The sequence below is a fragment of the Nitrosomonas marina genome, assembly GCF_900111605.1.
Classification (GTDB): Bacteria; Pseudomonadota; Gammaproteobacteria; order Burkholderiales; family Nitrosomonadaceae; genus Nitrosomonas; species Nitrosomonas marina_A.
Window position 1 is genome coordinate 1 of the sequence record NZ_FOIA01000012.1, and the last position, 19,878, is coordinate 19,878.

At 49.2% G+C, this 19,878-nt stretch carries 24 protein-coding genes; 12 read left to right on the forward strand and 12 right to left on the reverse strand.

The annotated features are described in order from the left end of the window. Positions 1 to 297: 297 nt before the first annotated feature. From BMY62_RS06795 to dapD, 4 genes are all read left to right on the forward strand, one after another. Positions 298 to 567: a DUF211 domain-containing protein gene (locus BMY62_RS06795; protein WP_090657996.1), complete on the forward strand. Its 270-nt coding sequence runs from the start codon at positions 298 to 300 to the stop codon at positions 565 to 567. Positions 568 to 582: 15 nt separating this feature from the next. Next, positions 583 to 1,167, forward strand: a complete 585-nt coding sequence (locus tag BMY62_RS06800) for a VIT1/CCC1 transporter family protein (protein ID WP_090657998.1) — start codon at positions 583 to 585, stop codon at positions 1,165 to 1,167. Positions 1,168 to 2,120: 953 nt separating this feature from the next. Beyond that, a complete protein-coding gene (gene dapC / locus BMY62_RS06810) occupies positions 2,121 to 3,326 on the forward strand; it encodes a succinyldiaminopimelate transaminase (RefSeq protein WP_090658002.1) in 1,206 nt (401 codons plus the stop codon). A gap of 46 nt (positions 3,327 to 3,372) precedes the next feature. Next, positions 3,373 to 4,194, forward strand: a complete 822-nt coding sequence (gene dapD / locus BMY62_RS06815; protein ID WP_090658004.1) for a 2,3,4,5-tetrahydropyridine-2,6-dicarboxylate N-succinyltransferase — start codon at positions 3,373 to 3,375, stop codon at positions 4,192 to 4,194. Positions 4,195 to 4,331: 137 nt separating this feature from the next. Here the strand turns inward: dapD and BMY62_RS06820 are convergent, their stop codons facing one another. The 3 genes from BMY62_RS06820 to miaA all read right to left on the reverse strand — a co-directional run bounded on the left by BMY62_RS06820 (position 4,332) and on the right by miaA (position 6,257). After that, on the reverse strand, positions 4,332 to 4,667 hold the full coding sequence (locus BMY62_RS06820; RefSeq protein ID WP_090658006.1) for a BON domain-containing protein: 336 nt from the start codon (positions 4,665 to 4,667) through the stop codon (positions 4,332 to 4,334). A 344-nt stretch (positions 4,668 to 5,011) separates the two neighbouring features. Continuing rightward, positions 5,012 to 5,173: a hypothetical protein gene (locus BMY62_RS16090; RefSeq protein WP_177170321.1), complete on the reverse strand. Its 162-nt coding sequence runs from the start codon at positions 5,171 to 5,173 to the stop codon at positions 5,012 to 5,014. A 151-nt stretch (positions 5,174 to 5,324) separates the two neighbouring features. Further along, positions 5,325 to 6,257, reverse strand: a complete 933-nt coding sequence (gene miaA / locus BMY62_RS06825; protein ID WP_218142949.1) for a tRNA (adenosine(37)-N6)-dimethylallyltransferase MiaA — start codon at positions 6,255 to 6,257, stop codon at positions 5,325 to 5,327. A 165-nt stretch (positions 6,258 to 6,422) separates the two neighbouring features. Here miaA and BMY62_RS06830 point away from each other — a divergent pair, with 165 nt between their 5' ends. Next, positions 6,423 to 6,617: a DNA gyrase inhibitor YacG gene (locus BMY62_RS06830; RefSeq protein ID WP_090658008.1), complete on the forward strand. Its 195-nt coding sequence runs from the start codon at positions 6,423 to 6,425 to the stop codon at positions 6,615 to 6,617. A 36-nt stretch (positions 6,618 to 6,653) separates the two neighbouring features. Here the strand turns inward: BMY62_RS06830 and BMY62_RS06835 are convergent, their stop codons facing one another. From BMY62_RS06835 to BMY62_RS06865, 7 genes are all read right to left on the reverse strand, one after another. After that, on the reverse strand, positions 6,654 to 7,613 hold the full coding sequence (locus BMY62_RS06835; protein WP_371264077.1) for a Nudix family hydrolase: 960 nt from the start codon (positions 7,611 to 7,613) through the stop codon (positions 6,654 to 6,656). A gap of 7 nt (positions 7,614 to 7,620) precedes the next feature. Next, complete coding sequence (locus BMY62_RS06840; protein WP_090658010.1) at positions 7,621 to 8,511, reverse strand: ATP-binding protein; 891 nt, start codon at positions 8,509 to 8,511, stop codon at positions 7,621 to 7,623. Positions 8,512 to 8,528: 17 nt separating this feature from the next. Further along, entirely contained in the window at positions 8,529 to 9,755 is a 1,227-nt protein-coding gene (argJ, locus tag BMY62_RS06845; RefSeq protein ID WP_090658012.1) for a bifunctional glutamate N-acetyltransferase/amino-acid acetyltransferase ArgJ, read from the reverse strand. An 86-nt stretch (positions 9,756 to 9,841) separates the two neighbouring features. Then, the gene (locus BMY62_RS06850; RefSeq protein ID WP_090658013.1) at positions 9,842 to 11,056 is read right to left on the reverse strand and encodes an alpha/beta fold hydrolase; all 1,215 of its coding nucleotides are present in this window, start codon (positions 11,054 to 11,056) and stop codon (positions 9,842 to 9,844) included. A 139-nt stretch (positions 11,057 to 11,195) separates the two neighbouring features. Beyond that, entirely contained in the window at positions 11,196 to 11,735 is a 540-nt protein-coding gene (locus BMY62_RS06855; RefSeq protein ID WP_218142946.1) for a macro domain-containing protein, read from the reverse strand. Positions 11,736 to 11,865: 130 nt separating this feature from the next. Further along, on the reverse strand, positions 11,866 to 12,135 hold the full coding sequence (locus tag BMY62_RS06860) for a hypothetical protein (RefSeq protein WP_090658015.1): 270 nt from the start codon (positions 12,133 to 12,135) through the stop codon (positions 11,866 to 11,868). A gap of 203 nt (positions 12,136 to 12,338) precedes the next feature. After that, positions 12,339 to 13,319 carry a hypothetical protein gene (locus BMY62_RS06865; RefSeq protein ID WP_090658017.1) on the reverse strand — a complete coding sequence of 327 codons (981 nt, stop codon included), beginning with the start codon at positions 13,317 to 13,319 and terminating at the stop codon, positions 12,339 to 12,341. 29 nt (positions 13,320 to 13,348) lie between these two features. On the opposite strand from BMY62_RS06865, the gene BMY62_RS06870 reads away from it, so the two are divergent. Together BMY62_RS06870 and BMY62_RS06875 are read left to right on the forward strand one after the other, a co-directional pair. Beyond that, on the forward strand, positions 13,349 to 13,747 hold the full coding sequence (locus BMY62_RS06870; RefSeq protein WP_090658019.1) for a hypothetical protein: 399 nt from the start codon (positions 13,349 to 13,351) through the stop codon (positions 13,745 to 13,747). Positions 13,748 to 13,777: 30 nt separating this feature from the next. Next, on the forward strand, positions 13,778 to 14,455 hold the full coding sequence (locus BMY62_RS06875; RefSeq protein WP_090658021.1) for a thiopurine S-methyltransferase: 678 nt from the start codon (positions 13,778 to 13,780) through the stop codon (positions 14,453 to 14,455). A gap of 8 nt (positions 14,456 to 14,463) precedes the next feature. Here the strand turns inward: BMY62_RS06875 and BMY62_RS06880 are convergent, their stop codons facing one another. Both BMY62_RS06880 and prfB read right to left on the reverse strand, forming a co-directional pair. Next, positions 14,464 to 15,369, reverse strand: coding sequence for an ROK family protein (locus BMY62_RS06880; protein WP_090658023.1), 906 nt, complete (start codon positions 15,367 to 15,369; stop codon positions 14,464 to 14,466). Between the two features lie 12 nt (positions 15,370 to 15,381). After that, positions 15,382 to 16,525, reverse strand: a protein-coding gene (gene prfB, locus BMY62_RS06885) for a peptide chain release factor 2 (protein WP_256207466.1) whose coding sequence is annotated in 2 segments (ribosomal slippage) — positions 15,382 to 16,407 and positions 16,409 to 16,525 — 1,143 coding nt in all. Because the reading frame shifts where the segments join, the coding sequence is not laid out codon by codon here. 142 nt (positions 16,526 to 16,667) lie between these two features. Here prfB and ispD point away from each other — a divergent pair. From ispD to rimI, 5 genes are read left to right on the forward strand one after another with little or no spacing between them, the layout of a single operon-like run. Continuing rightward, a complete protein-coding gene (ispD, locus tag BMY62_RS06890) occupies positions 16,668 to 17,372 on the forward strand; it encodes a 2-C-methyl-D-erythritol 4-phosphate cytidylyltransferase (protein ID WP_090658025.1) in 705 nt (234 codons plus the stop codon). After that, complete coding sequence (ispF, locus tag BMY62_RS06895; protein ID WP_090658028.1) at positions 17,369 to 17,869, forward strand: 2-C-methyl-D-erythritol 2,4-cyclodiphosphate synthase; 501 nt, start codon at positions 17,369 to 17,371, stop codon at positions 17,867 to 17,869. Before ispD ends, ispF begins: the two co-directional genes overlap by 4 nt. A 1-nt stretch (position 17,870) precedes the next feature. Beyond that, the gene (gene thpR, locus BMY62_RS06900; protein ID WP_090658031.1) at positions 17,871 to 18,440 is read left to right on the forward strand and encodes an RNA 2',3'-cyclic phosphodiesterase; all 570 of its coding nucleotides are present in this window, start codon (positions 17,871 to 17,873) and stop codon (positions 18,438 to 18,440) included. Between the two features lie 14 nt (positions 18,441 to 18,454). Further along, entirely contained in the window at positions 18,455 to 19,264 is an 810-nt protein-coding gene (tsaB, locus tag BMY62_RS06905) for a tRNA (adenosine(37)-N6)-threonylcarbamoyltransferase complex dimerization subunit type 1 TsaB (protein WP_371264078.1), read from the forward strand. Further along, positions 19,261 to 19,731, forward strand: coding sequence for a ribosomal protein S18-alanine N-acetyltransferase (rimI, locus tag BMY62_RS06910; protein WP_090658033.1), 471 nt, complete (start codon positions 19,261 to 19,263; stop codon positions 19,729 to 19,731). The genes tsaB and rimI overlap by 4 nt, the downstream gene beginning before the upstream one ends. Positions 19,732 to 19,878: the final 147 nt, after the last annotated feature.

Here is a 19,878-nt window from a genome sequence, read left to right on the forward strand (position 1 = left end):
ATCTCAAAAATTTCTTCTAGAGGCCGCGCGCTAAATACCTTTCAAAAACAAAGCTATTTAGCGCGCGGCAACGATTTTTGTGCCACAATGTCAAGTTTTTTTGATGTTAATTTTCCTTTTGATGATATCTTTTTCCTTTTGGAGTGCTGAAACTCTAAACTCTAGTTATAAAAATCCCGTTATTTTTTAGGTTCGTGCAAAATTCGGGCTAATTACTTGGCAAGGGTCTGGAATTTTATATACCATGCAATAATTGTCTGGCTGAAACACAACAGTAATTAACAAATTTATGCAACTATGGTTAGAGTAAAACATTTAATACTCGATGTACTTAAACCGCATCAGCCAAATGGACTGGCATTTGCCAGTGCTTTAGCAGAAAAATGCCCTGACTGCCATATCAAATATACGGTTGTGGAAGTGGATGAAAAAACAGAATCAGTCATACTTTCCATTGCCGGTGATAATATTCGATTTGAAATTATCGAAGAAGCTATTAGCACCATGGGCGCATCCATTCACAGCATTGATGAGGTTGAAGTCGTTGGAACAGATCCAGCGGCCTGAAAATCCTTTTCCTCCATGCGACTGATCAATCAGTTTTCATTTCTGGCGAATATCACACGATCACATCTCATCGCAAGACGTTATTTTGTCGTCAATGGTTTTGACGGCGCGCTCGCCATGTTAGGTCTTTTAATGGGGTTTCATGTCAGCAATCAAACCGATTTGATTACGGTCATCAATGTTTGTCTGGGTGCGGCGGTTGCGCTGGGCATGAGTGGCATAACCAGCGCTTATATCAGCGAGGCTGCCGAAAAGCAGCAGGAACTGAAAAATCTGGAAGAAGCCATGCTGTCGAATCTGAGTCAATCGGCGCATGGCCGGGCAGCAAGAATCATGCCCATGGTCGTTGCTGCCACCAACGGCCTAACACCATTTATCATAGCAATCATTATCATGCTGCCACTGATGATTGCTCGCTGGATACCCGGACTTATCGAAAATCCTCTGGAAATTGCCACCCTGCTTGCTTTCATATTAATTTTTCTGCTTGGTGTTTTTCTCGGACGGATTAGCGGCCATCTCTGGCTCTGGTCGGGAATTAAAACATTATTTGTTGCATTGATAACCACACTGATCATTTATTTGTTAAGGCCACTTTAAATTAAAACCGGCAACTGCAACAATACAGTCGAAAGAAGCAGCAGAGCCGGACCCGGCCAGTGTCATCGTTTCCCACCATCACATCACTGATGTCAGTTTTTTCATTTACCTACATATATAAACAAATATCCGTTCGACCGAAACGCATCTGATCCTGAAAAGATCGTGTCCATATTTTTTTGTAATTGATCTTATTCACAGTCTACCCTTGTTCATTTGGTGTCAATAACGACGTCTTAACCAATAAGCATGTGTTCTCGACATAATTTTGCTTACGGTTGGTTTTATCTTTAAAAATTAATGTTAATGATAATTGTTTTTGTTTGCGTGCAGAGAATTTGCCCTGTATAATGCTTTATCATTCTTTGCAGCCTTATCTGACGAAGCGCTGCCCACCAGCCAGCGTATAACCAGTACAGCCCAACCGAATGATTGGATTTATTCAAGTTATACAGGGAAGCTACCCGGCATATCACATCTCTGGATCGATTGCGATATGCCGGTTTTTTTATGCTTTATTCACTTCGCAACATTTATTCCATTCCAGCAAGCAAACTGAATGAAACTTGTGCAGAACTGCTTACTTCAGGAAAAACCGATATAACATGATAGAAATAAACATGTTTTCACAAAGAGAACAGGGCAGGAAAAATTTTTACTCGTTTCGCTGCTAACCCCCGCCTGGAAGAACGGATTGATAAACTGCGCTACCGAAGGCTTTTGCAAAGCCTTGCATCCGGTTTAACCGCCGAAGCAGATCCTGGAATAAAAAACTGTACATCGAACTGGTTATTTCAAATATCGAAATGACTAACTGATTGCATGTTTGGATTGGCCATTCATGCACATACGCCTTATAATCAGGCAACAACAGACAAAGTTACCGGTGAAGCCTACAACTCGGAATTGACCTTCCACACAAAACAGAATAATAGCGATAAATCCGCAATAACATGAATTCAAATCTTGATCTTCTGCAGCCCTATCCGTTCCAGAAACTACGTAAACTGTTTGAAAACCTCGCACATAAAGCCGACTTAAGTCCAATCAATCTGCATATAGGCGAACCCAAACATGCAACACCGGATTTCATACGTCAGGCCATGGTCGAACATTTACACAGACTGTCAAATTATCCCACGACACAGGGCATGCCAGAATTGCGTCACAGCATCGCAGACTGGATCGTGCGCCGTTTTAATGTGCCCGCAATCAATCCAGACAGCGAGATTATTCCCGTAAACGGCAGCCGTGAAGCTTTGTTTTCTTTTGCTCAGGCTGTTATCGATACAGCTGCAACACCTGCACCCTATGTTGTGTGCCCAAATCCTTTTTACCAGATATACGAAGGTGCTGCACTTCTTGGCGGCGCCTCGCCACAGTATATCAATACTACCGCAGACAATGCTTTCAGGCTGGATTTTTCACAGCTTCCCGATACTGTCTGGTCACGCACACAACTGATTTATGTCTGCAATCCGAACAACCCGACGGGCAGCGTCATGTCTCTGGATGAATGGCGCCAGCTGTTCGAGTTATCAGATCGCTACGGCTGCATCATTGCTGCCGATGAGTGTTATTCTGAAATATATTTCAACGAAAACAGACCACCACTGGGCGCGCTCACTGCTGCGCATCAATTGGGACGCACAGGATTTCCACGATTGGTGGTATTCAACAGTCTGTCCAAACGATCGAATGTACCGGGGCTACGTTCCGGTTTTGTTGCGGGCGACGCGCAAATTCTGGAAAAATATTTACTGTATCGTACTTATCATGGCTGCGCCATGAATCCTGCAACACAGGCAGCCAGTATCGCCGCCTGGTGTGATGAAACTCACGTTGCAGAAAACCGGCACTTATACACCCGGAAATTTTCCGAAGCAACGACTAGGTTGTCCGGTGCAGCGGCTGCGCAAATGCCTGATGCGGGCTTTTATCTGTGGTACAAGACGCCGATCAGCGATACTGATTTCACCAGGCAGCTGCGCCGCGACTATAATGTCACCGTGCTGCCGGGCAGTTATCTGGGCCGTGAAGTACACGGTGTCAATCCGGGAAAAAATCACGTGCGTATCGCGCTTGTAGCGCCACTGGTTGAATGTATCGAAGCAATTGATCGAATTAAAAATCTGCTGAACGATTTGAGCCGCGCTTAAATACAGCAATCAAAAAAATTCTTACTAACAAAACCTAGGAAAAACTATGAAAGAACTGCAAACCACGATTGAAGAAGCATTTGACCGTCGCGCCGAAATCACACCGCGTAATGTCGGTGCCAACCTGAAAGAATCAATCGCGCAGGTATTGAATATGCTTGATAGCGGCAAACTGCGCGTTGCTGAAAAAAGCAATGGCGAATGGATCACCCATCAATGGATCAAGAAAGCCGTACTGCTGTCATTCCGCATTGAAGACAACAGCTTTATTAAAGGCGGTTTTTCCAATTATTACGACAAAGTACCGTCAAAATTTGCTGATTATAGTTCGCGTGATTTTCGCGACGGCGGTTTCCGTGTTGTTCCGCCGGCGGCGGTTCGTAAAGGTGCCTTTATCGCCGGCAATGTGGTTCTAATGCCATCATACGTAAATATCGGTGCTTATGTCGATGAGGGCACGATGGTAGACACCTGGGCCACTGTCGGCTCATGCGCACAAATCGGCAAAAATGTCCATTTATCCGGCGGCGTTGGCATAGGCGGTGTGCTGGAACCCGTCCAGGCCAATCCGACAATTATTGAAGATAACTGCTTTATCGGCGCACGCTCTGAAATTGTTGAAGGTGTTATCGTCGGCGAAAACTCGGTCATTTCAATGGGCGTTTATATCGGCCAGAGCACTAAAATCTATCATCGCGAAACAGGTGAGGTCACCTACGGACACATCCCACCCGGCTCGGTCGTCGTTTCTGGCAGCCTACCTTCAGCGAATAAGGAATACAGCCTTTATTGTGCAGTAATCGTTAAACAGGTCGATGCCAAAACACGCTCTAAAACTGGAATTAATGAATTGCTGCGCGGCATCTAACACTTCGCGGTATGTCTATAGTCAGCAATGTCGCTGAAGTGTCAATCGATTCGTTCATTTCCTGATGAAGCACCCCTGCCAAACACCGGACAGGGGTTTTATGCTTATCAGCCACCTTTATAATCAACAATTCCCGGTTATCTGACGTTCAACTGGTTATCGACATCTTTGACGCCGTCAACCATCCAGGACAGCATATTGATTTTGGTAATTTGATGGTTATTTGTCACTGTTCCGGTCAGCAGTACGTTACCATCATCGACTTTGAGCTCGACCTCGCTGCCTTCCAGGTCGGGGTCCGTATTGAGTGCATAGGAAATCCTAGCGTAAATGGTTGAATCATCATAGGCAATGCCAGACGGCTTTTCGATCCATGATTCATGCGTTCTTTCTGCATAATTTTCGCATCCACTCAGGCCGAATACCAATATGAACGCAACGATGGAAATTGTTAATGTATCACGACAAAACATAAGTTCACTTCCTATCAAGTTCTCAACAAAATGTTATTGCTCAACGGGTCTTATAATTCATTCTGAAGTGCAATTCAACTGTTCTCATGTTTTTCAGTACGGCATGAAATTCTGCGCCCGATTATCCGCAAGATCACCTATCAATCATAACCCTGCTGTATTATCGCCGACTAGACCATTCAATATCAGTCATTCGGTACAAAACCGGAAAGCAGCCCATTATCCAAAAAACCCGCAGCATTGCTGCAGCGGGTTAAATAGGATTGACAAATTTTACAGATGACGCAGTAAACATTACAAATAACATTCGTATGTTGTTATTCCAATCATCTTAACATTCAGCATTACTCATCATCTGATTCTCTCGGGCTGGTATCAAAATCAGCAGCATCATAAGCAGATGGTGTCGGCTTATCCATCAGATGACCGTCAGGTGTTCTTCTCGGCTCACCGCATGCACCTAAAGCAAAAACTGCAATTACGAGTGCCAAAAAAGAATACTTCATACTTAATCTCCTTTTAAAATTATTTAAAAACCAAATAAGGTAAACGCTTTCTCACTGCGCTTTCTCACTGCTTTTTGAAAATCTCACGAAATTGCGTCTTGCATCTTGACAATAATCAAAAAACAGCAATGTTTGCAACCTTCTCGCTTTGTCACTGCTTTGTTTCACTGACGATATGCGCAGCTTGTAAAAACCTGCAAACCTGAAGATGCACGTCATCTGCCAGGCAATCAAAAGCAATGATTTCATGTCCACGCATTATACTGCGTAACCAGGTCAGTTGTCGCTTGGCAAGTTGCCTCGTGGCAGCGATACCCTTGTCACGCAACGTCTCATGGTTGATTTTTTTCTCGAGAAACAGCCATGCCTGCCGGTAGCCAACACAACGCATCGATGGTAGATCCGGATTTAGCTCGAATTGCTGACGCAACAACGACAGTTCATCAATCAGCCCCCTTTGCAGCATACCTTCAAAGCGTTCCGCAATCCGTTGATGCAACTGACTGCGATCAGCAGGTAATAGTGCAATCTTGATCAACCGAAAAGGCAGTTCAGCATTTCGAGGCGCCTTGAGAATCTCTGACATAGGACGGCCCGTAATCATGCAGACCTCCAGCGCACGTTGTATACGCTGGCTGTCCGCAGGTTGAATCCGTGCAGCACTTTCGGCATCAATCGTGGCGAGCTTTTTGTGTAATGCTGGCCAACCGGAGATCTTTGCCTCGTTCTCAATTGCTGCACGCAGTTGGCTGTCGGCTTCCGGCAGCGTCGAAAGTCCATCCAGCAGTGCCTGAAAATACAACATGGTTCCGCCAGCCAATAGCGGAATCTTGCCACGCCGGACAATATCCTGCATCACGTCCAGTACATCCTGCCTGAACTGTGCAGCGGAATACTGTTCAACCGGATCTATCAGGTCAATTAAATGATGCGGTGTTTGAATCAGTATCTTCCGGTCTGGCTTGGCTGTACCGATGTTCATATACCGGTAAACCTGCGCCGAATCAACGCTGACAATCTCAACCGGAAATCGTTGTGCGATCTCCAGTGCGACCCGGCTTTTCCCACTCGCTGTCGGCCCCATCAATACAACAGCAATAGGCATTTGATTATGCGTACCCTGTTTGCGCAAAACGGCAGAATCGGCAGGCAATTTTTTGACTTTTTCTTCAGGCATACAAGGTGTCATCCATCAGTTCGAACAACGCAATTTGAACTATTCTGTGAATATAACTTAGAATAAACAACCATGAAACAACGCACCGTCAATTGTCCACAATGTGGTAAAGCCGTGATCTGGAGCCAGGCAAACAGGTTTCGTCCTTTCTGCTCAGAACGCTGCAAGACAATGGATCTTGCACAATGGGCACAGGAATCCTATCGAATTCCGGAACCCGAACAATCTGTAACCGAGAGTGATGAACCCGGTCCAAATAAAAATTGACCGAATTTCAATCATTTTGGAACTGTAATACAGCGTTTACAGACGGCTGGTTCCGCGTATCATGGCCACGCCATGCGCGCCCAGCTCGCGGGCGATGGCCTGATCATCCGGCTCCATGCCGCCCAGGGCATAAACCGGAAGCGGATAGTCACGGATAAGGTCGGCGAATTTCCGCCACCCCATTGGCGTTGCATCGGCGTGACTCGACGTCTGTAAAACCGGCCCCAGCACTACAAAATCAACTCCAATTAGTGAGGCCTGGTACAATTCCTCGCTATTATGACAGGAGGCGCCACACCAGTTGTCCCCTGATGTGGGGCGGCTGGACAGAGCCATGAGCTGCGGCGCGGTCAGGTGAATGCCATCCGTTCCACACGTATCAGGCAAAATCGTATCGCTGTTTCGTAAAACATACGCTCCCGTCCCGTGCGCAAGCGATATAATTTTTTCTGCAAACGCCTGCAGCACATCCTTTTCCATCGTTTTTTCCCTGATCTGTATCAGGCGAACTCCATGCTGCAGCGCCAATTCAATCTGTTGTAAAGCGGCCGGGACACCAAGCTCCGTTGCCCGTGTAATCGCATAAACCGGGGGCAGTATCAACGCACGCAACACTGGTGCATTTGCAGGCAACATCGGTGAAACCGTGACCTGATCTGGCCGTTGCCATGCCAGTTGCTGATGTTCCCGGGCCTGCGGCATTCCCTGCCACCGGATAACGCGGAAAAAATGCAAACAAACAGTGGCATGGGAATACGTAAAGTTACGCGTAATCCATGGCTCTGCATGCAGAATCTGGATACCGAGTTCCTCCTGCAGCTCCCGGTCCAGCGCATGCAGCGGCGACTCTCCCGGTTCTATCTTGCCGCCAGGAAATTCCCAGTAACCGGCGTAGGGTTTTCCTTCGGGGCGGCATGTCAGCAGGAAACGGCCATCCGGCTGCATAATTACGGCAGCGGCGACATCAACAATCCCGAATGATTCTCGCGTCATCATGAATCAGTCACTTGCCGGGCTGAACGGGCAACCGGCCTAAGGCATGTTGCCGCCCTGCAAAATCGCACGCAAACTGCCAAGCGACCCGGCCACTGCGCGAACCTCGCCCGAGTGCCCATTGCAATGCCGCCCGGTGTAGTTCATCATTCATTTCTGTAAACCCGAAACCGGCCAGCCAGCAGCGCACAATTTCAAGATACTGATCCTGATCAAACGGGTAAAACGATACCCATAAACCGAAACGTTCCGACAGTGAAATTTTCTCTTCGACTGTCTCGCTTGGATGCACTTCTTCTCCCACATGACGCGTATCGAGATTATCGCGCATATATTCCGGCACCATATGCCGGCGATTGGATGTAGCATAAATCAGCACATTATCCGAGACCGTCGCAACGGAGCCATCCAGCACCACCTTCAATGCCTTGTAGCCTGGCTCATCACGCTCAAAAGTAAGATCGTCACAGAATATGATAAACCGCTCCGGGCGCTGCGCTATTTGTTCCACAATGTCATGCAGGTCCACCAGATGATCCTTTTCCACCTCTATCAGGCGCAACCCGTTGCCGGCATACTGATTCAGCACCGCCTTGATCAAAGATGACTTGCCGGTGCCACGTGCGCCGGTAAGCAGTACGTTATTTGCCGAAAAACCCTGCACAAACTGATGGGTGTTCTGATCAACAAGCCTTTTTTGGTTATCAACACCATGCAAGTCCTTTAGCGTTATCTGGTGCGGACGTGGCACCGGTTGAATAAAACCGCTGTTGTGGCGGCGACGCCAGCGAAAAGCAGTGCTTGACGACCAGTCAGGCTCAAGCGGTTGTACAGGCAGAAAATTTTCAAGACGATCAAGCAGCGCCTCTGCGCGATCGCAGAACTTTTTCAATTCTTCCATATTAATTGCACCAGCGATCAGCTGCGGTAGTCGGCGTTAATCTTCACGTAATCGTATGAAAAATCACACGTCCAGACTGTTGACGACGCGGCGCCACGGTTCAACACGATCCGCACGGTAATTTCGGATTGATTCATGACAGACTGACCGTCCTCTTCCCGATAGGTTGGTGCACGCGCACCTTTTTCAGCCACCAGAACATCCCCGAGATACAACTCAACGCCGCTGATATCGAGATCTTCGATTCCAGCATTGCCAATTGCCGCCAGTATTCTGCCGAGGTTGGGATCGGACGCAAAAAAAGCGGTTTTAACGAGCGGCGAATGCGCAACGGCATATGCTGCAAGCCTGCACTCTGTTTCATTGTAACCGGAATCAACCTGCACGGTAATAAATTTGGTTGCCCCTTCACCATCTCGCACGATCATTTGTGCCAGCGTTACTGCCACATCGGTTACAGCATCCCTGAGCTGTTGAAATTCGGCGCTGTTTCGTTCATCGATTTCGGTGTGACCGGCACAGCCGGTTGCCATCAGCATAAATGCATCATTTGTCGATGTATCGCCATCCACCGTAATACAGTTAAATGAACGGTTTGCTGAATAACGCACAATCTCCTGCAGCAGCGCGTGACTGATGTTGGCATCAGTGGCAACAAAACCAAGCATGGTTGCCATATTTGGCCTGATCATGCCCGAACCTTTAGCAATGCCGGTAATGGTTACCGTTTTGCCATTTAGTGTAATTTGTCTGGACACGCCTTTGGGCACGATATCAGTCGTCATTATCGCCCGTGCCGCGTCGAACCAGTTATCCACTTTAAGGTCCGTCACGGCAGCTGGTAATCCGTTAACCAGTGTGTCAATAGGTAATGGCTCCATAATCACACCGGTAGAAAATGGGAGCACCTGTTTCGTTTCACAGTCAAGCAGTTCGGCAAGCGCCGCGCACGTTGTGCGGGCATGTTCCAACCCTGTTTCACCGGTACCGGCATTGGCGTTGCCGGTATTCACCACCAGCGCCCTAACCGTTGACAAGGCCAGATGCGCCTTCGCCACAATCACCGGTGCGGCACAAAAACGGTTATGTGTAAAAACACCGGCTACCCGGGTGCCTTCATCCAGTTTAAAAACCAGCACGTCTTTACGGTGCTGTTTTTTTATACCTGCTTCAGCAATGCCCAGCGAAACGCCCGGTACCGGCAATAAATGGTCTGGAGCTAATGCAGTGATATTTACGGGCATAGTAGTTCAGTCTGTCGAAAAAAAACATTATGCTACCGCATCTTTTGCAGCTATTCACAAAAATTGATCATTACATTTAACCGGTTTCACTCTTCTTCCTGCTGAAGCGCTTGAATTCGCCTGGCAAGCCATTGATCGATATCATGCAACAGTCTGCTTCTTAACGGCTCAGTCAAAAATAAATGCTGATGGTAACGCCATTGCTGCAATGCCTGGTATGCATTATCAGGATGATTGTGTAATGTTGCGTCGATAAAATCTTTACTGCCCCAGGCCGGCGTGATGGGGTCATGCACGGAAAATATCAAATAATACGGCAAGGAAAACCTGTCCATGTGGCGGCGAAACTGCACAATTTCATTTTCAATTCCTTTAACGTACCGCAACAGGCTGCGTCGAATAATCCACCCATCAGATCGCAAACGGGCTTTTTCACTGGCGCTGTCAGTCAGATAATCAACGACCCAGTCGGGTGCTGCTGGTGTGGCAAGACGGCGTATACCGGGCCAGGAAAGCACTTCAAATGCTCCGTCCAGAATCGGCACTGTCAACAAGGACACAAGCTGATTGAAAAGCAATACAGGTAACGGCTCATCGTGTGGATGCAAAAAATGCGTTTCGGCATGGAACGACAACTTGATCAACGGATTGGCCAGCCAGCCCCGCCACCCCGGCACTTCGCTGACGGCGAAACCGGGCCCAAGAAGTACAACACCGGCTATACGGTCGGCCGCTTCATCGGCACCATACCGCTGCAGCGCATATGAAACCGTTACCAGCGCGCCGAGACTGTGTGCAACAATAAATACCGGTTTTTTCGATTTATCCTGGGCATCGCAGATCTGCACCGTTTTTTTGATTGCGCGATCAAGATCACGGCGTAGCGGTTCGAGATCGTCAAGCGCGACCTGCGCCAGATACGCTTCGCTCACATCCTGTTTATCAGCACCGTCAGCCAGTCTTTTATCTGCCTGTTGCAACACCGGGTTGGACAGGCCGTGCGCAAAATAATCAAACCCGGCGACCATATACTGCCGCGAAAAGAAGTGTGCAACATCCTCATAACGACCGATATATTCGTTCATGCCGTGCACAAGCAGTAAACAACCCACAGGCGGTCTTCCTTCCGAAGGTGCCATGACACGCAGCAACAGGGAATCTGATGCAACCGCGTTACCAGTGCCGGATAATCCGGTAATCGGGTATTCTTTCCCCCAGCGCGGATATGGCTTGTCGACATATTGCGGCTGCACGCATCCCGACAATACTCCCAGCATAAGTAACAGGTATATTCGATACATAGCAGTTTTTCCTGATATCGGGACTTCACCCGTCACTTCAGTTCGCCAAAGCGTTTATCGGTATTCCGGTTTTGCTCACCATCCGGCCCTGCAAATGGATTGCAACATAAACTTGTTATCAGCGGTTTGAAATACAGAATCAGGCATTGGCACAAGCACTGAGTGTTTCTGCAAAAACCTGAAGATCAGCATCGCTGAACAAAACAAAACGGACATGATTGACCCTGGTGAAGTCGGGCAGAACATCAAGCACCGTTTTCAATGCAATCTTGGCTGCAGACTGCAGCGGAAACCCAAAGACACCTGTGGAAATTGCAGGGAAAGCTATGGATTCAACGCCTTTTTCTTCAGCCAGCTTCAGGGCATTGCGAAAACACGAAGCAAGCAATTCATCAGAAGGCTCGTCAACCCCATAAACCGGTCCCAGGCAATGAATGACATAACGATTCGGCAGCCGGTGCGCGCCGGTAATGATTGCCTGCCCAGGGCGGATTGGCGCAAACTCCCTGCATTCCGCCGCAAGTCCGGGGCCGGCGCTCCTGTGAATGGCACCGGCAACGCCACCGCCAGTTCGAAGTTGGGCATTCGCCGCATTAACAATAGCGGCCATGTCAGGCTGCTCGGCAATGTTTCCCTGGATGCATTCAATAAGAATGCCATTTGATTTGAATTGAGTCACCGTACTATCGCTGTTATTTCAACTGAAACCATATTATGGTTCGACATACAGCAATTGTATTCCTTTAACAGGTTGTGAAGCAAAACCCGTCCAATTGGCAAACTTCGATACCACCAGTTTGAAATAAAACCTACATGCCGCTCAATTGTTTAAACTTTGCATACTGTTTGAACAACGGGATCATTTTCGATAAATGCCAAATTTCAAGCACGATACCGGTAGCCAGCATGGTGTACACAACTTCATGATTATTCAATAACGGATGAAATGCATCGCCTTTGGCGACAACAAGACCATAAATCCCCAGCCCCAGAAACAATGTGGGGATTACACCGATAATCTGCATACGGACAATACTGTTTTGCATCTCTGTCCGTTCATTTTCTTTACGCGTGCTCATCTTATTTACTGATCTCCAGTCTGATTGAAAAAAATTCCTGCTATGGGCGGATCTTGAAAACCATTGTCAGACTGTCAATAGGCCGAGACAAAAAAAAAAGGTGAAAACACAGTTTTTGCATGAGATGCGTCATTACATCTGTTTTTTTAACCGTTGCGCCAACGGCACCCGGACAGTTTTTCAACGATCCTCAGTCTTCACGGTTATTGCTTGTACGGCGCATTGAGCGTTCCCTTGACTTCACCGGCTGCTGAAAAAATCAGAATCACATTATGGTACCGGGCCTGCAAGGGCATATAAATGTAATCGCTTTTATCGCCTTTCGATTGTGCCAGGAAGGTATCGAGTTCCTGCCGCATCTGCGCATTGCGTGCAACGATTTCATCAATATCAAGTTGATTCACAAATATTTCATCCCGGTTTTGCCTGAACGGACGGTAAAGCTGAAACTGTTCAAACGGCGCCAGTTTTTTTTCAGTACTCAGGGCGAGCAGTTCATGAAGTTCCTCAATACTGACCGGGCGCCTGGCATGAATCAGCACGGGTGTTTTCGTACCGTATTGCGCCAGTTGTTCCAAAACGATATTCTGCTGATGATACGCTTTGGCAGGCATGCTGAAGAACTCACCGTCCCAGTGAACGATGGCAACCGGGCGTTCATCGTGCACTGTATAAATGCCCCAGGCAAGCACACTGGCCTGTACCAGCGCAATCGTTCCAAGATCAAACCGGATCTCCCGTTTCGATTTTCCCGGGTTAAAAATGATCAGTGTCATCAGCGGACCGAGCACCAGATCGATCAATGCAACAATGCGTATACCCTGCCAGCCACCATCGGCGGTGAAATACGGCAGGGGATACCATTTGAATATAATAAAATATGCGAGTATCAGAAAAACAATGCCGCTGATAGCCAGATGAATGCCGGCTGCCTTGAATTTTGATTTGATTAAAGAAGTATGTTGTGCAATAGTCATTGCCGCTTCCATGAATACCTCACTGCTTGTGTGTAACTGAAATAGATCAAAGTTATTTGAAAAATTAGCTAATCTGCGCCCACCAAAACTGAAGAAAACCCCTGACAGCCCCTGAAGAATGCTGTCGCGGCCTGCATATAAACAGTTTTGTAACAACCTGTTCAGTAACGGCGCACGGATTTTATGCTTTAATAGTGCAAATGCCATCTTACAATATCGATAAATTGAGATATGCCATGAAAAAACAACTAACAGTATTATTTATTCTCGCTTTGATCCCTGTTGCCGGCTATACGCAACAGACAGGCTTCAATCCGGAACACATGCAGCAACTCATGCAGCAGGCACGGCAAATGCAGGCTTGCATGGCCCAAATTGACCAGAATGCACTTGCGGCCCTGGGACAGCGTGCGCAAACCGTGGAAGCCGAAATCAAATCCCTGTGCCAGTCTGGCAGACGGGACGAAGCAATGGACGTGGCAGTTACATTTGGGCGGGAAATGGCCAACGACGACAATGTCCGGATCGCCCGGGAATGCGGCGAAATGGCACAAAAAATGTTGCCTGACTTCAAATTTCCAACCAGCAAGGCGGAAGCAAAAAGCAGCCATATATGCGATGTATACACACAATAAAGTCGCCAATCGCTCAATCCGGCTGTTGACATGACCCAGTTATACTGGCTAGATCGATGGGAGCGTAACGAAACCGGCTTTCATCTGGAGACATTCAATCCGTATCTGGTCGAATTCTGGCCAGTACTGCGCCTTGCTGCCGGCAGCACGGTATTCGTGCCGCTTTGTGGAAAAACACGCGACATGGTCTGGCTGCGTGATCAGGGTCATGACGTACTGGGCGTTGAATTAAGCGCGCTCGCAGTGCAGGCTTTTTATCAGGAGAATGCGCTCGTACCAGCCCTGGAACAACTTCCAAACGGCCTTTTCAATTGTTATTCCGCAGCAAACATCAACATTCTGCACGGCGATTTTTTTGATCTGAACAAAACCGATTTGACCGGCATTCACGCTGTTTATGACCGTGCATCGCTGGTCGCACTACCACCGGATATACGCAGACGGTATGTCGCCCGCATGATCGACATTCTGCCGCCCGCCACTCAGATTCTGCTGGTCGGCTTTGACTATCCGCAGGCTGAAATGCAGGGTCCACCCTATGCGGTGCCACCCGAAGAAGTAACTGCGCTGTACCAGCCGGACGCTGACGTGCGACTGCTGGCACAGATTGACGTGCTTGCAGACAGTCCGCGTTTTCAACAGCGCGGACTGACCCGGCTGATAGAAAGCGTTTATCTATTGACCCTGCATCATCCAGAACGGTCCTGAACAGAAACTCAGCAAGCCGGATCAATTTCATGCGGACGCCACAATTGCGCGGCGCCGCGCACGCCGGAGCTGTCACCGTGTATGTTCCTCAATACAGGCGTAGTGAATTCGTCATTGAACACATAGTGGGCGACGCGCTCGCGCCCTTCGGTATAAAGCCTGTCTACATTCGACAGGCCGCCGCCGAGCACAACCACATCAGGATCAAGGATATTGACCACCGTCGCCAGTGCGCGGCCGAAGCGGTCAAAAAACCGCCGCATTGCAGTCTCAGCCAGGACATTCCCCTGCGCCGCCAATGCAACGATATCACCGGCAGCCAGTGCCGGATCTCCACCACAACGATGAAAATCAGCCGCCAGCCCCGGACCCGAAATCAGCGTCTCCACACAGCCGCAATGACCGCAATAGCACGCTGGCCCGTCCCGTTCGAGTATATTATGTCCCCACTCTCCGCCAATATGCTGGCGGCCCGCATGCAATTGCCCGTTGAACACCACACCACCGCCAACGCCGGTACCCATGATCACGCCAAACACCACGTTATGGCCTTTTCCCGCGCCGTCGAGCGCTTCACTCAGCGCAAAACAGTTGGCATCGTTGGCGATACGCAACGGACGGTTTAGCAAATCCCGCAAATCTTCCAGCAATGGCTGTCCGTTCAGGCATACGGTATTGGAGTTTTTCATGCAGCCAGTGACCGCAGAAATCGCCCCGGGCGTACCAATACCAACTGAACAACGCCTACCGGCCTCTGCTTCCAGCTGACCAGTCAGTTGCGCCACTGCATTCAAAATCGCCCGATAACCATCGGCCTGTGGCGTGGCCACACGTTTTCTCAGCAATTCACTGCCGTTACTATCCAGCACCACACCTTCGATTTTGGTGCCGCCAAGATCGATTCCGATACGCATTTTCCAGTACTTTTATTTCACGCCTTCCTTCAGGCTCGCCATAATAAACTGGTTGAGATCCCCGTCGAGGACAGCCTGGGTATTACCGGTCTCGACATGAGTACGCAGATCCTTGATGCGTGACTGGTCGAGCACATAGGAGCGGATCTGGTGACCCCAGCCGATATCGGTTTTGGCGTCTTCGATGTTTTGTTTTTCTTCGTTGCGCTTGCGCAGTTCGGCCTCGAATAACCGGGATTTCAGCATTGACATCGCCTCCGCCCTGTTCTTGTGCTGTGAACGGCTGCTCTGGCACTGCACGACAATGTTGGTCGGCACATGCGTCACACGCACGGCGGAATCGGTCTTGTTGATGTGCTGTCCGCCTGCGCCCGAGGCACGGAACGTGTCGACACGCAAATCTGCCGGATTGATATCCACCTCAAACGATTCATCGACTTCGGGGTAAACGAATATACTGGCGAATGATGTATGGCGGCGATTGCCTGAGTCAAAAGGGGATTTTCTGACCAGTCGGTGCACGCCGGTCTCTGTCCTCAAATAGCCGTACGCATATTCTCCGGTAATTTTTAAGGTAGCGCTTTTAATGCCGGCAATATCGCCGGGCGATTCCTCGAGCACTTCCACCTGCAACCCCTGCCGCTCGCAGTACCGCAAGTACATGCGTTCCAGCATTGCCGCCCAGTCCTGCGCTTCGGTACCGCCCGAGCCGGACTGCACATCCAGAAAGCAATTGCTGGGATCCATAGGATCAGAAAACATCCGGCGGAATTCCAGCTTTGAAACAGTTTCCTCGACGGTTTCAATATCGTCGACGATACTGTCAAGCGCGGCATTATCGGATTCTTCTTTTGCCAGCGCAAACAATTCACCGGTATCACTGAGCTGCTGGTCCAGCGTCTCGAGCGTCAATACCACGTCTTCGAGCGATTTCTTATCCCGGCTCACCTGTTCCGCCTGCTTGGCGTCATTCCAGATAGCCGGGTCTTCGAGCAAACGGTTTAACTCGACAAGTTTTGTTTTCTTGCTGTCGTAGTCAAAGATACCTCCGCAAGTCACGGGTGCGCGTATTGAGCGCCTCAAGCTGTTCATCCATTGCATTGATTTGTTCTGCTTCCATCAGTCTCTCTGCCTCCTGTATCGATAGATCAAACATATATTGTAATCCGAAATGCATAACAATCCGATTTTGTATCATCAATAAACCCTTACAAGGGTTACCGGCAAACACAATTATTGATTAGAATACACGGCATACAAAACTTACCGAAGTCCTGTTTTTAATCATCATACTTACAATGCCGAATTATTATGCGCTTATTCCAGCAGCCGGTTACGGTGCGCGAATGGGCAATCAGTTGCCCAAGCAATACCTGACACTGGCTGGCCATCCCATGATTTATCACGCAACTCGCACATTTTGCGAATCACCTCAGATCAAACGCGTATTTATCGTCCTTTCACCACAGGACCCCGAATGGAAAAAATATGACTGGGACGTGTTTTCCGACAAGCTGAGCGTGTTCTACTGCGGTGGTGAAACCCGCGCGGAAAGCGTATTCAACGGACTGAACACCGCAGCCGGGCACTTTGCCATTGAGTCGTCCGACTGGATTCTGGTGCACGATGCCGCCCGGCCTTTACTGACACAGCACCAGCTCAGCCAGCTGATTGACGAACTCGCCGACGACGCAATCGGCGGCCTGCTCGCAGTACCTGTCGCCGACACGCTCAAGCGTAGCGGAGCTGACGCCCGCATACTGCAGACCGAATCGCGGGAACATCTCTGGCAGGCGCAGACACCGCAAATGTTCCGTTATGCGATGCTTCTGGAAGCATTGAACAATGTGCCGGAATTGAGCATTACCGATGACGCCAGCGCTATTGAAGCCATGGGCCACCATCCCAGGCTGGTGCACAACAAATCCGATAATTTTAAAATCACCTACCCGCAGGATCTCGCGCTCGCCGAGCTCATCATGCAACAAAGGAACCAGCAATGAATAATGGCATACGAATAGGGCAAGGCTCTGATGTACACCAGCTCGTCGAGAACCGCAAACTGATCATCGGCGGCGTCACCATTCCCCATGAAAAAGGACTGCTGGGACACTCCGACGCGGACGTGCTACTGCACGCAATATGCGACGCCTTACTGGGAGCGGCCGCGCTTGGCGATATCGGCAGGCATTTTTCGGATACCGACGCTCGATACAAAAATATCGACAGCCGCGAATTATTACGCGCCGTACGGCAATTATTGCAAACGCACGGTTACGGAATCGTCAATGTCGATGCCACGATCACTGCGCAGGCCCCCAAAATGGCACCCCATATTCCGGCAATGATTGCCAATATCGCTCTGGATCTGGCAATAGCCGAAAATTGCGTCAATATCAAGGCAAAGACTGCAGAGCATCTCGGCCCGATCGGGCGCAAGGAAGGCATCATGGCTGACGCCGTATGCCTGATTCAGCAGACCGCAACATTAAACAGATAGTGTGACCAGAAACAGCAGCGACGCGAAAATCCGCAACGGTAACAATCAACCAAATGAGGCACGGTTATTTTTCGCCATTCAGCCTGCCGGAAAAATCCGGACAATACTGGGCGACATGGCGCAAAAACTGGCTGAGCAGTCCGGCGGGCGCCACATCAGGCCGGAAAATATTCATCTGACATTATTATTCCTGGGACGTACACCCAAGGAAAAAATTCCGGGACTCGTTTCAGCCGCCAGCGACATTTCTGCTGAACCCTTTGATCTGATCATTCAAAAAACCCGATTCTGGAAACGCAGTCGAATAATTTTTGCGGCGGCCGAAACATATCCGCCGGCGCTATTTACGCTTGCAAACGCAATCAGGACCACGACCCGCAACGCCGGGTTTGAATCTGACGACCGGGCATACAAGCCGCACATGACACTGGTTAGAAAAGCCACGCAACACAAACCGGCAGATTTTGACAAACCGATTGCATGGCAGGTCACGCACTGGCTGCTCATGCAGTCGGAACAAAACAAACTGGGGGTCCGCTACAAAACACTTCATCAATGGAGGCTCGGCTGACAGGATGTTAAAATGTGCACACTAGCAGTCACGCAATTGGCATCGTAACCGGCATATGGCTCGCCGCGAACGAAGAACCGGGATTGCTTCAGATATTGCTGAACCACATTTTATTTTTGCGATACGACTTTCGATACGACATTAGTTTTACATTGAAAATACTGGCTTTTGACACCTCTACAGAATACTGTTCGGCAGCGCTCTTTAATGACGGAGAAATCTCGCAGACCGAAACACTGGCTGTTCGCCGTCATTCCGAACTATTACTGCCGATGGTCCAGGCAATACTGGCGGATGCCGACCTCAAGCTGGGAAAAATCGACGGAATCGCATTTGGCGCCGGGCCGGGCTCCTTTACAGGACTCAGAATAGCCTGTGGCGTAGCGCAGGGACTGGCTTTTGCCACCGGCTTGCCAGTCATCGGCATCAGCACACTGGAAGCAATCGCTCAACAGGAACTGCATGACAACATTGTCGTGGCAATGGACGCGCGGATGGGCGAGATTTATCACGCCGCCTTTGTCAGGGAAGCAGGCCGCTGGCAGGTTGCCAGCAAGCCGGCATTATGCCGGCCGCAACATGCACCCGGCGTATCCGGTTCGCAGTGGATCGGTTGCGGCAGCGGGTTTGATATCTACGACAACACACTATCGGAACGTTATGGTCAACAACTGGCCCATATCCAATATGGATGCTATCCACATGCCCGTGAAATCGCCGTGCTTGCCGCCACCAGAGACATCAGCGACTTCCATGCTGATCCGTCGTTGGCAGCCCCGATATACATCCGCAACAAAGTAGCCCTCAAGGAATCCGAACGATGAATTCAGTGGTGTCCCAGCTTCCGCACGATCCGGTTATCAGGAAAATGCGCGAATCCGATCTGCGCCATGTCATCCTGATTGAACGCGAGATTTTTCTATTCCCATGGTCTCTGGAAAATTTTGCCGATTCTATTCGCGCGGGTTATCTTTGCAGCGTCATGGAAGCCAGCAACACGTTGCTAGGATACAGCATTTTGCTGCTCGGCCCGGATGAGGCGCATGTTCTGACGCTTGGTATCAGCGCGCAATGGCAGAAAAAAGGTCTGGGTGAGAAAATGCTTAGATACCTGATACAGCAATCGGGCGAGAACCATGCCAAATCGGTGCTTCTGGACGTGCGCGAGTCAAATCATGGCGCAGCCAGACTCTACAGGCAGCTCGGCTTTAAACAAATCGCCACACGCAAGGGCTACTATCCGGCCATGTGCGGACGCGAGGATGCGCTGGTTATGCGCCTGATGCTATGAAGGGCACCTCTAAAAATCCATACTTCGTTACAATACTTCGTTGCTCACAAAAAATGTTTCCTTACATATCTATCATATGCTGCGCCAACATTTTTTGCTCGCGCCTTGTCTTGTTTAAAACTATGAATTTTTAAAGGTGCCCTGGAT